Source organism: Acinetobacter guerrae (assembly GCF_009372255.1).
GTDB classification, from domain to species: Bacteria; Pseudomonadota; Gammaproteobacteria; order Pseudomonadales; family Moraxellaceae; genus Acinetobacter; species Acinetobacter guerrae.
The window spans coordinates 318911-332557 of sequence record NZ_LXGN01000056.1 but is presented as its reverse complement, the minus strand read 5'-3'; the positions used below and the strand labels follow the sequence as shown (position 1 = coordinate 332557).

Here is a 13647-nt window from a genome sequence, read left to right as displayed (position 1 = left end):
GTATTTCTTGGAATTTTTTTTACATAAGCGCATTTTAACGAGGAATGAAAGCAGTGTTTGTTTCTTTTCTTTACATGATAAAAAAAACGGACATTTAGTCCGTTTACTTGAAGCCTTGATTTATATTCAATTTATTTAACTGTAAAGTCTTGGGGCAAGTTGCTCTTGAAAGCTTTCCATTTGATATTCATCTGCCATTTTCTCTTTCCAGTATTGCACAATCTTGCTGTAGTCATGTTCTGCTGGATGAAAACCTGCTTTGTAATAAGATAAATATTCTGGCACAAGCTGAATAAACATTTTCCCTAATAAATATAATCCAAATAGATTGCCTCCAATTTTAGGCAAGCTACTCCATTTGTCCTGCCAGAACAACCGCGTCGTTGAGTAAAGCGTTAAACTGGCAAAGCCCGTTGTAACACTACGCATCAATAAACGACGAACACGGTCATCGCCGTACACAGCCTGATAAACATCAAAAGCCACTGCACGATGTTCAATTTCTTCAATTGCATGCCAAACCCAAAGCTTCATGGCATCTTCATCGAGCGTGCTTAACACTTCAGGATGGCGCAAAATATAACCTCCGAGTAAAGCAGTAAAATGCTCGAAAGCACAGGTCAAAGCCAATTGTAGTTTTGGGTGAATGCCTCGCAAAATGTTATCGCGCTTTTTCAACCATGCCTGAAAACGATCCAGATTGTAATCTTCACGTCGCCATGCATCATTGAACTCAGTATGCGCTTTGGAATGCATTGCTTCCTGCCCAATAAATGCAGCAATTTGAGCCTGTAACTGCGGGTCTGTCACTTTATCCCGAACATTACGCACACTATTTACAAAAAACTGCTCACCGACAGGAAAGGTGGAAGACAATGCTGTAAGCAAATGAGACATAACAGGTGAGTTGGCAAAGTAATGTCGCTTAATTTTTTCAGGATGAAATTGCAAACGGCGTACTGTAATACCAAGCGCTTTCGGACGATTTAAATATGATTTTTCTTTCGTCACTTGAGATAAGCTCATGAGAATTCCTCAAGAATACAACTAAAAAATCAGTATTAGAGATTTCTATACATTTGTATATTGCATAAAACCCCAGCCATTTGCCAAAGTGCTCATCCTGACCAATGTACAAATTTTCAATGTTCTTGAAATAACTCATCACAGTCACCTCAAAATCGTCCCAAAGATTTTAAAAGCGTGTTGTAATTTAAGTGAATTAAATCGAATCGACCCCCACGGTCATCCCACCACAGACATATAAAATTTGCCCTGTAATGAATCCTGATTTTTCACTGAGAAAAAAATCACAGGCGTGTGCAATATCTTCAGGTTGCCCAAAACGTTTTACAGGGACGCTCTTTAAAATCTGCTGAGTTTGCGGTGCATCTTTTGGATTTGCCTGTTTAAACAGCTCTGTTTCGATTGGACCAGGTCCTATTGCATTCACGGTAATGCCATAAGCACCTAATTCCAAAGCTGCGACTCGTGTCAGCCCAATCAAGGCTGCTTTACTAGAAGCATAAGCTGCACGCATAGATTTACCTAACGCCGCCCGCGATGAAATATTCACAATTCGCCCAAACTGCTGTTGTTTCATTTGTGGAATCACCGCTTGAATACATTGCAAGGCACAACGAGTATTTAATGCCATAACCTGATCAAATTCGTCTAGGGTTTGTCGCTCAATACTGGCAGGTTTGACCATCCCCACATTATTGACCAAACCCGTAATTACACCTTGAGATAAAACATCTGCTAAGGCTTTCTGAGTTTGTTCAACATTGGATAAATCAACCTCATAATCGGCATTTTTCTGATCTAGTACGATGACTTGCTGACCATTGGCACGGCACTGAGCAGCAATGGCAGCTCCAATGCCAGAGCCACCTCCTGTAATTAAAATACGTTGTGTATTAAGGTGCATATATTATCCTTTATCATGTGCCAGTGAGTTTGTATCAAGTGCATAAGTCCTTTGTACTGCTTCATAGCGTGAGATCAGATACACTGCACAGACCATGCTGACCACGACATGAACCAGTGCAAGTACGATCACCGCAATGATAGAACCTGTTTGATTTAACAAGAATTGCGCCACAATTGGAGTTGAACCCGCGAAAATCATTCCACATAACTGATAACTCATGGAAATGCCTGTGTAACGTACATTGGCTGGAAAGGCTTTCACCAAAATACCGCCTAAAAATGAGTAATACATCGAGTGGGGAATCGTCGCGATTGCCATACCAAAAGCAGCCCAAGCATAAGATTTGGTTGCTATCAATAAAAATGCCAAAGGCAATAAGATAATTTCAGGTAATAGAATAAAAATAACCGCTTTTTTTAAGCTGATTTTAGAAGCAATAATTGCTCCAAAGGGTTGAAAAATCACTTGAGTAATTAAAGCAATCGTCACAATTCCCAGAAAATCAGAACGAGTAAAACCAATTTCATTGACCGCCCAAGACAAAGCAAAAGTCGTTTTAAAATAAGTCGCAGATAAGCCAATAATGCATGCGCCCATACCTAAAGCGACCATGACTTTATATTTGGCAAAAACTTCTTTGAGCGGCACTTTAACCAAATTTTTACTGCTTTGTAGCTGTTTCATGATTGGAGATTCTTCTACTCCCAAGCGAATCCATAAGCCCGTAATCACCAATAAAGCAGAAAATAAAAATGGAATACGCCAGCCCCAACTTAGAAATTGCTCATCTGGCAGGAAAGAAAACATAAAAAAGACAAACGTCGCAAGTAAGTTCCCCACTGGTGAACCTTGCTGTGCAAAAGCGGAATAAAGTAATTCCTTGCCTTTGGGTGCATGTTCTGCGGACAGTACCACAGCACCTCCCCATTCTCCGCCCATGGCTACACCCTGAATTAATCGTAACAAGATCAATAAAATGGGCGCAGCAACACCAATGCTATTGTAGGTAGGTAATAGACCAATGGCTGTAGTACAAACACCCATCAACATCAGTGTGGTGATCAGGGTTTTTTTACGTCCAATGCGGTCACCTAGATGACCAAAAATCATGCCACCCAAAGGACGTGCTAAAAAGCCAATCCAAAAAGTTGCAAATGCTGCCAAAGTTCCTGTCGCAGAACTGGTAGATGGAAAGAAAATTTTTCCAAACACCAATGCAGCAGCTGTGCTATAAGCATAAAAGTCATACCATTCAATCGTAGTTCCGACAAAAGAAGCCATTCCTGCTTTCTTCGCCGCACGTGTTTTTTCTAATTCGCTGACTTGTTCCATCGTTTTCCCTGTCTCCCGACAGCAAGTTTTGCCATGACGATCTAAAATCATTTCTTATCTGAATCGTCGCTACAGTTATCCTTACTGTCTATATTTATCGTTATCCATCTGGATCATGTAAATCTCAATCCTGATTCATTTCGGCGTGTAGTCTGCTTCGCTCTCTATGCAGGCACACTCATAACATGCTGAGAAATAATGCCTTGTTCGATCAACAATTCGATTTGTTCATCGCTAAAACCTTTTCGTTGTAAAACTTGAACCGTATGTTCAGCAAATACAGGAGGTGCTTGACGGTAGCTGGCAGGAGTCTGACTAAGCTTAATCGGTGAGCCGATGCCCTGATATTCATCACCAATCTCGACCACCATCTCACGATGTTTGGTATGCGGATGCTGAACGATCTCAGCGACATTTAAAATCGGACCACACGGTACGCCCGTTTGAATCAAGTCGTATGCCAGACGATCACCATCTAACTCCGCTAGACGATTTTCCAAAAGTTGCTTAAATACTTTGCGGTTTTGGCAACGTGCTGCGTTATCTGCAAAGCGTGGATCCTGCATCAACTCAGCCAAATCCAAGTGTTGGCAGAGTTTGGCAAACTGTTGATTATTTCCCACCGCAATGTAAATTGGGCTGGTTTTAGTTTGGTAGGCATCATATGGCGTAATATTAGGATGGGCATTACCTGTTCGTTCTGGTACTTTGCCTGACCATAGATAATTTGGAAGGTGAGGATGCAGTAACGATACACCTGTATCAAACAATGCAGCTTCTACAAATTGCCCTTGTCCTGATACTTGACGTGCTTGTAGAGCCAGCAAAATCCCAATCACTGCATTCAACCCTGTGACCATATCGACTACGGGCAACCCGACACGCAACGGCTCTCCGTCAGCTTCACCATTGACACTCATAATGCCTGAAATTGCTTGTATCACTGAATCATAGCCTGGCAGACCACCCAAAGGACCGTCTGCACCAAAACCTGTAACGCGACAATGGATCAATTTTGGAAATTGTTTGGAAAGGACTTCTTCAAAACCTAACCCCCATTTTTCCAGTGTTCCAATTTTAAAATTTTCAATCAAAACATCTGCATCACCGAGTAGTTTAAATAAAATTTTCCGCCCTTCTGCTTGATTCAAATCAATTGAAATTCCCTGTTTATTACGATTGATTCCAGAAAAATAAGCGGCACTGTCCTGACGAAATGGAGGCCCCCAAAAACGAGTTTCATCTTTTTGCGGAGGTTCAACTTTAATGACTTCAGCACCGTGATCGGCAAGGACTTGTGCTGAAAATGGCCCACCCAGTACCCGACTTAAATCGAGAACTTTTATACCTTTTAGCGCGCCTGTATTGATATTCATCCCTGAATGCTCCTTAGTTTAGAATCGACATGGCTTGCTCAAGCGTTAACTCTGTTTGCTGAATCAGTAGATTTTCAGCTTCCTCAAACTGTTGTGCATGATCAGGTTGCAATGGATCAATCACGCTCAGTTTAAATTTCACCACCAGATGCGCCCATGCTAGACGTTGCCAATGTTGTTCGATCTGCACAGATTCCCATGCCATTATGATTGCGGTTGTAATGTGATAAAGTGCTGACGCGGCTTTACGAGTATCTGCTTCATTTCTTTCATCAATGATTGAGATGATCAAGCCTTCAACCTGCTCAAGTTTCTGTTTTAAAATTTGACCAGTCATTTCTGGGATATTTTTGTCTTCAAGTAACTGTAAAAGATAAGGTTTGAGTACATCCAGTGCTTGAGCTCTTTGCGCGGCACGAATCACATCTAGCGCAACGATATTACTGGTGCCTTCCCATATGGAACCTAGATGTGCATCGCGTAAAAGACGTGGGTCTGACCATTCTTCGATATAACCACAACCACCACGTACTTCCATCGCATCGCCCGTGACCTTACGTGCATCACGACAAGCTCTAAATTTAATTAAAGGCGTCAAAATACGCACACAGCTTGCAGCTTTTTCATCGCCCGTTTTAGACGCATGTAGCAAACGTGCAATATGTAGCATCATGCTTCGCGCTTGTTCGCTAGGCAGCATCATTTTCAATAACTGCTTACGCTGCAAAGGTAAATCTTGTAAATATTTGCCAAAGGCTTGACGATTTTGACAAATATACAAAGCCTCGCCCACAGCACGACGCATTAAGCCTGCGGCACGGACACCATTAGACAAACGCGATAAATTAATCATATCGGCCATTTGTTGAAATCCTCGGCCTATTTCACCCAGTAAATAGGCTTTGGCACCTTGTAGCGAAATTTCACCACTGGCCATGGAACGTGTTCCCAACTTGTCTTTTAGGCGTAGAATCTGGTAATGATTATGGCAGCCATTGTCTAAAAACTTTGGCATTAGAAACAAACCAAGACCTTTCATGCCTTGTTCTGCGCCATCAACATGCGCCAGTACCATCGCCACACCTGCATCAGGGTTAGAACAAAACCATTTGTCTCCAGTTAGAAACCACTCACCATTCTTTTGTGTTGCAAGCGTCGTAATTGCAGATACATCTGAACCCGCACCTTGTTCTGTCATAAACATGGCACCCTGAGTCAGGCGATCAAAATCTGAAGTCAACAGATTGGGTAAATACTTTTCAATGATTTCAGGTGCTGCATATTTGCACATGGTATGTGTCAATGAATCGGTCATACTGACTGGACAACATAAGCCAAATTCAGCCTGTACAAAAAGATAAGTAAGCGCATATTTCGCCATAGGTGGCATAACCTCAGGCCAGCCTAATACTCCCTTTTTATGTGACATACTGGCCAGACCCAAATCAATATAAGCCTTTTTCTCTAGAGCAATATAATCAGGATGTTTTTTAATCTTTTGCTCATTAAAACCACGACGATTCCGATATTGTAAGGTTGGCGGATTTTTGTCTGCACTGGAAGCCAAGTCATCTAGCATGCCACCTACATCGGCACCAAGTTGCTCAAAATGCGGTAATAAATATTGATATAGCGGTGTAGCTAGATAGATTTGCAATAACTTCTTAAAGGTTGGATCCTGATTAAAAAAATTCTGTCCACGACGATCAGGGATATTATGCTCTGCTTCTAATTGATGAATAACATTCAAACTAACCATTGTGAGTTCCACTCTTTTTATGTGCTTATTTCCTAATTAAAATTAGCTTAGAGAGTGAACAACGATGTGTAAAATATATTATTTACATAGTTTGATATAAAAAATATATCAAAAATATGCTTTAATCTTGGGTTGAATGAAATATAACTGTCAGGATCGATAGTTAATAAAATAATATGGTAAGTCAATGAATTTAAAGCAATTACGTTATTTTGTGACCGTCGCAGAAGAACTTCATTTTGGCAGAGCAGCACAACGTTTACATATTTCTCAACCCCCTTTAAGCATGAGCATTCAACAACTAGAATCTCATTTAGGATTCGCTCTATTTTTACGAAATAATAAGAATGTAGCACTCACAGATGCAGGCTCATTATTCTATCGTGAGGCGCTAATGTTACTGAAGCACGCAGATGATATGCAGCAAATTGGTGAAAGGGTTGCACAGGGAACGATTGGTCATTTGCGGATTGGTTTTACCAGCTCGACTTTATTTCGTGGATTAAACCAATATATTGCAAGTTTTCAGAAGCAATATCCGCAAGTAGAGATTAGCCTTCGAGAACTTAATTCGTATGAACAATTTCAGGCGATTAAACAAGAACAAATTAATCTCGGTTTTGTTCATACACTCAATGATACTGAGCAAATCTCACATCGTTTATTTCTCGCCGAAGAATTTATCTGCTGTATGCCAAAATCACATCCGTTAGCTCAGCGCAATAGTATTGATTTAAAACACTTACAGCGTGAACCCTTTATTTTATTTCCCCGCGCTGTCTCGCCTTATTATCATGACCAAATTACTGCAATTTGTGTGAATGCGGGATTTAGTCCTCATCTTGTTCATGAAGTACGAAATTGGCTAACCATTGTAGAATTTGTCGAATTGGGTTTAGGAATTGCTCTCGTGCCTAAATCAATGCAGTCATTAAAAAAGGATCATGTGCGATTTATTGAAATTGAAAATAATGACATTCTTTCTGAAACACACTGTATTTGGAATAAACGTAGCTCGTCTATTTTACTTGATCATTTTCTTCAGCTTTTACCTTTTGGCGCAGTATAAAAAGCCCGCATCACTGCGGGCTTCATATCGCTTTTGAATCTCTAGATTTTAAACATCAAGATAATCCAAAATTCCTTCTGCTGCTTGGCGACCTTCCCAAATGGCTGTCACCACCAAGTCAGAACCGCGTACCATATCACCACCCGCAAAAATTTTCGGGTTAGAGGTCTGGAATTTATACTGTTGTTGTTCAGGCGCAATCACACGACCTGAACCATCTAAGCCGATGTTCGCACCAGTGAACCAGTCTGCTGGGCTTGGGCGGAAACCAAATGCCAGTAAAACTGCATCGGCTGCCAAAACTTCTTCAGAACCCGGAATTGGCTCAGGACTACGGCGACCACGACTATCAGGCTCGCCCAATTGAGTGGTAACAACCTTAACGCCAGTCACTTTGCCATTTTCACCAACAACTTCGATCGGTTGACGGTTAAATAGGAAGTTCACCCCTTCTTCACGCGCATTATTCACTTCACGACGTGAACCCGGCATGTTGGCTTCATCGCGACGATATGCACAGGTCACCTGTTCAGCACCCTGACGAATCGAAGTACGGTTACAGTCCATCGCGGTATCACCACCGCCCAGTACAATCACTTTTTTACCTTCGACACTGATGAATTCACCAGCATCTTTTTCCCAACCCTGACAGCGATTGACATTTGCAATCAGGAAATCCAGTGCATCGTAGACACCGTCCAGATCTTCACCGGGGAAACCACCTTTCATATAGGTATAGGTTCCCATTCCCATAAACACTGCGTCATATTCTTGAAGCAGTTGTTCAATCGTAACATCTGTACCAATTTCAGTATTTAAACGGAATTCCATCCCCATACCCGTGAAGATTTCACGGCGGCGTTTCATTACGTCTTTTTCCATTTTAAATTCTGGAATACCAAATGTGAGCAAACCTCCAATTTCAGGACGTTTGTCAAAAATGACGGGTTTTACGCCATTACGCGCTAGAATATCAGCACAACCAAGACCCGCAGGTCCAGCACCAATAATCGCCACTTTTTTATCTGTCCATTTTACATGTGACATGTCTGGACGCCAGCCCAGTGCAAAAGCGGTATCATTGATATATTTTTCAGCATTACCAATCGTCACTGCACCAAAACCGTCATTCAGGGTACATGCCCCTTCACATAAACGGTCTTGTGGGCAAACACGACCACAAACCTCCGGTAAAGTATTGGTTTGATGGCAAAGTTCTGCTGCTTGGAAAATCTGACCCTCAGCAATCAGTTTTAACCAGTTTGGAATGTAGTTATGCACTGGGCATTTCCATTCACAATACGGGTTACCACAAGCCAGACAACGATGTGTCTGATTCGCTGCAACATCAGCAGTAAAAGGCTTATAAATTTCCACAAATTCTGCTTTGCGGACAGTAATATCTTTTTTCTCTGGATCTTGGCGTGCTACATCCAGAAACTGAAAGTCATTATTTAGGCGTTCTGCCATGTCTCTCTCCGTGGGTAGGTGCAGAGTTCGCTGTTACCTGCACCTGCCTATGTATATGCAGTAGTGGAATTATTGAGGATCAGCTTGAGTTGCTTTCAAAAGCGTGAGCAAATTAGCAGCTTTTGGTTTTACAAGCCAGAACTTCCGACTGTAAAAATCGAACTCATTGCGGATCTTATACGCCCAAGCACTACCTGTTTCTTTAATGTGTTCATCCAGAATACGAAGCAGGAATTGTTGATGCTCTTCCATCGACTCAGTCGAGATACGAGTCAGGTCAATCAACTCATGGTTGTAATAATCAACAAAGTCATTATCCAGATCGAGTACATAAGCAAAACCACCTGTCATACCCGCACCGAAGTTATGACCGACTTTACCGAGCACAGTCACAATCCCGCCTGTCATATATTCACAACAGTGGTCGCCTGCACCTTCAATCACGGCAAACGCGCCAGAGTTACGTACTGCAAAACGCTCACCCGCCGTACCTGCTGCAAATAACTTACCGCCTGTTGCACCGTACATACAGGTATTACCAATAATCGCAGTATGTTGGGTTTGGAATGGTGAACCTTTTGGTGGGAAGATCGAAACTCGACCGCCTGCCATACCTTTACCAACGTAATCGTTGGCATCACCTTCAAGTTTGATATGCAAACCACCCGCATTCCATACACCAAGTGACTGACCTGCTGTACCTTTTAAGTTCATAATGACTGGATGTGATTCCATGTCCAGATTGCCATAACGACGCGCAATCTCACCAGAAACACGTGCGCCAATTGAACGATCACAGTTGCCGACTTCAAAATTAAACTCACCACCTGTACCCGCTTCAATGGCAGGAAGCATTTCTTCTACCATACGCTCAGCCAGTAAGCCTTTATCAAATGGCTCATTGCCCTGAACTTCACAGTACTGTGCCTTACCATTTGCCGCAGGATGTGACTGCAACAATGGTGTCAAATCAAGATGTGCGTGTTTATCAGTTTCACCCGGCAATACTTCAAGTAAATCCACACGACCAATCAAGTCTTTCAGGGAAGCAACACCTAATGCAGCCAACCACTCACGGGTTTCTTCAGCAATGAAATGGAAGAAATTGATGAGCATTTCAGGTTCACCAATATAGTGATCCTGACGGAGTTTGTCTTGTTGTGTTGCAACACCCGTCGCACAGTTATTCAAGTGGCAAATACGCAAGTATTTACAGCCTAATGCGATCATTGGCGTAGAACCAAAACCAAAGCTTTCAGCACCCAAAATAGCGGCTTTTACGACATCCAGACCAGTTTTTAAACCACCATCTGTTTGTACACGAACTTTACCACGTAGGTCATTTACACGTAGTGCTTGATGCGCTTCAGACAGACCAAGCTCCCACGGTGAACCCGCATGATGAATGGATGAAAGTGGAGAAGCCGCTGTACCACCGTCATAACCAGAAATGGTAATGAAGTCGGCATACGCTTTGGCAACACCTGCGGCAATTGTTCCTACACCCGGTTCAGAAACTAGCTTAACTGAAACCATCGCCTGAGGATTGACTTGCTTCAAGTCAAAAATCAATTGTGATAAATCTTCAATCGAATAAATATCATGATGCGGCGGCGGAGAAATTAGAGTAACGCCCGGAACTGAATAACGTAAACGTGCAATTAAGCTGTTTACTTTACCACCCGGAAGCTGACCACCTTCACCCGGTTTTGCACCTTGTGCAACTTTGATCTGTAATACTTCTGCTGAAGTTAGATAAGCAGGAGTTACCCCAAAACGACCCGATGCGATCTGTTTAATTTTCGAGTTACGAATCGTGCCATAACGCGCAGGATCTTCACCACCCTCACCTGAATTTGAACGACCGCCAATGGTGTTCATGGCAATCGCAATCGCTTCATGCGCTTCTGGTGACAATGCCCCTAATGACATACCCGCTGAGTCAAATCGTGGCAAAATTGCCTCAACCGATTCAACCTGCTCAACAGGAATTGAATTCGTGGTTTTGAGCTTGAATAAATCACGGATCGTCGCGATTGGGCGGCTATTGACCAGTTCCGCATATTCTTTAAAGTCAGCGTAATTACCAGAACGTACCGCTTTGTGTAATGCATTGATCACATCTGGGTTAAAGGCATGATATTCCTTACCGAATACAAACTTCAGCAAACCACCCTGATCAATTGGCTTACGTGTTTTCCATGCCAAATCTGCGAGTTTTTTCTGATCATTTTCAAGGTCAACAAAAGTTGCACCCTGAATACGGCTTGGTACACCGAGGAAGCATTTATCCACCACTTCTGATGATAAACCAACTGCTTCAAAAAGCTGTCCACCACGATAAGACGCGACTGTTGAAATCCCCATTTTAGAGAGAACTTTCAATAGACCTTTATCAATACCTTTGCGGAAGTTTGCTTGGGCATGTACGGGATCACCAAGTAACTCACCTTTTGCGATTAAATCATTGATCACATCATAAGCAAGGTATGGATAAACTGCCGTTGCACCAAAACCAAGCAAAACTGCAAATTGATGCGCATCACGTGCGACACCCGTTTCAACAATAATATTGGCGTCGGTACGCAAACCAGTCTGAATCAAATAATGGTGTACTGCGCCTGTCGCCAAAGCCGCATTTGCAGGTAAATAACCCTGACGCAAATTTTTATCAGAAAGGATCAATAAAGTTTGACCATCACGAACTGCCTGTGCAGATTCCTCACAAATACGATTGACCGCAGCTTGTAAGCCTTCTTCTGCAAGATAGTTCAGATCAATTTCTGCAATTTCATAACCTGCGCGGTTTAAATTGCGTAATTGATGCATTTTCGAATTTGAAAGTACAGGGCTTGAAATAATCAAGCGATCTGCATGTTCTGGTCCTTGCTCGAAGACATTCTGTTCACGACCTAAACAGGTTTCTAGTGACATCACAATCGATTCACGTAATGGATCGATTGGAGGATTGGTAACCTGTGCAAATTGCTGACGGAAATAATCAGAAACATGGCGAACCTGACGTGATAAAACTGCCATTGGCGTATCATCACCCATTGAGCCTACTGCTTCCTGACCACTTTCAGCAATCGGACGTAGCATCTGGTCACGTTCTTCAAACGTCACCATAAACATTTTCTGTGCTGTCTTTAACTCATCGCCAGCCAATCCCTGCTCAGATAATTTTTCTTCAAGCTCAGGATCTGCCTGTAAACGCAAGGCATGTTCACGCAACCACTCACGATATGGACGCATTTTTTTCAGATGCGTACTGACATCATTTGTGTCAAGTAATTTACCAGTAAAGGTATCGACCACCAGAATTTGACCTGGACCCACACGGCCTTTGGAAATCACATCTTCAGGTTCGTAATCCCACACCCCAATTTCAGAGGCAAGCGTGATGTAGTCATTTTTAGTGATCACCCAACGTGCAGGACGCAAACCATTACGATCCAGCATACAAATCGCGTGACGACCATCCTGAATCACGAGACCCGCAGGCCCATCCCACGCTTCCATATGTTTTGAGTTGAACTCATAAAATGCACGTAGGTCAGCATCTAAAGTTTCAACGTTTTGCCATGCTGGTGGAACCAGCATACGAAGCGCACGGAACAAATCCATACCGCCGCCAACCAGAATCTCTAGCATATTATCAAGGCTTGATGAGTCTGATCCCGTACGATTTACAATAGGATTAAGCTCAGTTAAACCTGGTAATAATGGGTTTTCAAATTTCGGTGTACGTGCCAAAGCCCAGTTACGGTTAGCTGTAATGGTATTAATTTCACCATTATGCGCCAAATAACGGAACGGCTGTGCCAAAGGCCAGCGTGGCAATGTGTTGGTTGAGAAACGTTGATGGAACACCACAATATGTGAAGTTAAACGCTCATCAGCAAGGTCAGTGTAAAAGTCGGCAATTGCCGCAGGCATCATTAAGCCTTTATAACTGATCACATTTGAAGATAAAGTGGTCACATAAAATGAGGAATCATTTTGTAGTTTTTGTTCTGCGCGACGACGTGCCAAGAATAACTTACGGTTAAATTCAACCTCAGTAACACCCATTGGACAATTGACAATAATTTGTTCAAACACAGGTAATGACTGAAGCGCAATTTCACCCAATACATCGTTATTTGTCGGGACAACACGCCAAGCCAAGACTTTTAAGCCTTCTGCTTCAATTTCTTTATTTAAGGTATTTTTGGCGTTGAGTGCAAGTGCAGGGTCGACATTTAAAAAGACCGTACCCACAGCAAAAATTTCACTTAAGGTAATATCACTGAGCTTTTTCGCTTCATCACGGAAAAACGCTTTTGGCATAGCCAGTAATAAACCACAACCATCCCCCGTTTTGCCATCTGCGGCAATACCACCACGATGGGTCATACAACTTAAACTGTGAATTGCGGTTTGGACAAGATGATGACTAGACTGGCCCTTCATATGGGCAATCAGACCAAAACCGCAGTTATCTTTAAACTCATCTGGTTGATATAAACCTTGAGCGGGAGCTACAGTATGAGGCGATGGCAAGTGCATAGCGTACCCTTCTTTCAACATGGCTCTTTCGAGCATAAAACGATCAATTTTCTTCGCGACGTTGTCGATTACTCACGTAAAGCTAAATGTTTCACAATTCATTTCTGCGTTACTCCCTGACTATACGCCGTTTGGCACGTGTAGGCAGTAATTTTCT

The 13647-nt window shown here is 42.5% G+C and carries 8 protein-coding genes; 1 reads left to right on the top strand and 7 read right to left on the bottom strand.

What is annotated here, in order from left to right:
* Positions 1–135: 135 nt before the first annotated feature.
* The 5 genes from A7A69_RS14875 to A7A69_RS14855 form a co-directional block, all read right to left on the bottom strand.
* On the bottom strand, positions 136–1026 hold the full coding sequence (locus A7A69_RS14875) for a metal-dependent hydrolase (protein WP_120370167.1): 891 nt from the start codon (positions 1024–1026) through the stop codon (positions 136–138).
* A 196-nt stretch (positions 1027–1222) separates the two neighbouring features.
* On the bottom strand, positions 1223–1930 hold the full coding sequence (locus A7A69_RS14870; RefSeq protein WP_152878361.1) for an SDR family oxidoreductase: 708 nt from the start codon (positions 1928–1930) through the stop codon (positions 1223–1225).
* 3 nt (positions 1931–1933) lie between these two features.
* Complete coding sequence (locus A7A69_RS14865; RefSeq protein ID WP_151979973.1) at positions 1934–3265, bottom strand: MFS transporter; 1332 nt, start codon at positions 3263–3265, stop codon at positions 1934–1936.
* A gap of 164 nt (positions 3266–3429) precedes the next feature.
* Positions 3430–4641, bottom strand: coding sequence for a CaiB/BaiF CoA transferase family protein (locus tag A7A69_RS14860; protein ID WP_152878359.1), 1212 nt, complete (start codon positions 4639–4641; stop codon positions 3430–3432).
* Positions 4642–4654: 13 nt separating this feature from the next.
* Positions 4655–6400, bottom strand: coding sequence for an acyl-CoA dehydrogenase family protein (locus A7A69_RS14855; RefSeq protein ID WP_152878358.1), 1746 nt, complete (start codon positions 6398–6400; stop codon positions 4655–4657).
* 187 nt (positions 6401–6587) lie between these two features.
* Here A7A69_RS14855 and A7A69_RS14850 point away from each other — a divergent pair, with 187 nt between their 5' ends.
* Entirely contained in the window at positions 6588–7469 is an 882-nt protein-coding gene (locus A7A69_RS14850; RefSeq protein ID WP_152878356.1) for a LysR family transcriptional regulator, read from the top strand.
* Between the two features lie 48 nt (positions 7470–7517).
* Here the strand turns inward: A7A69_RS14850 and A7A69_RS14845 are convergent, their stop codons facing one another.
* Both A7A69_RS14845 and gltB read right to left on the bottom strand, forming a co-directional pair.
* Positions 7518–8939 carry an FAD-dependent oxidoreductase gene (locus tag A7A69_RS14845; protein ID WP_005001109.1) on the bottom strand — a complete coding sequence of 474 codons (1422 nt, stop codon included), beginning with the start codon at positions 8937–8939 and terminating at the stop codon, positions 7518–7520.
* Positions 8940–9008: 69 nt separating this feature from the next.
* Entirely contained in the window at positions 9009–13490 is a 4482-nt protein-coding gene (gene gltB, locus A7A69_RS14840; RefSeq protein ID WP_120370183.1) for a glutamate synthase large subunit, read from the bottom strand.
* Positions 13491–13647: the final 157 nt, after the last annotated feature.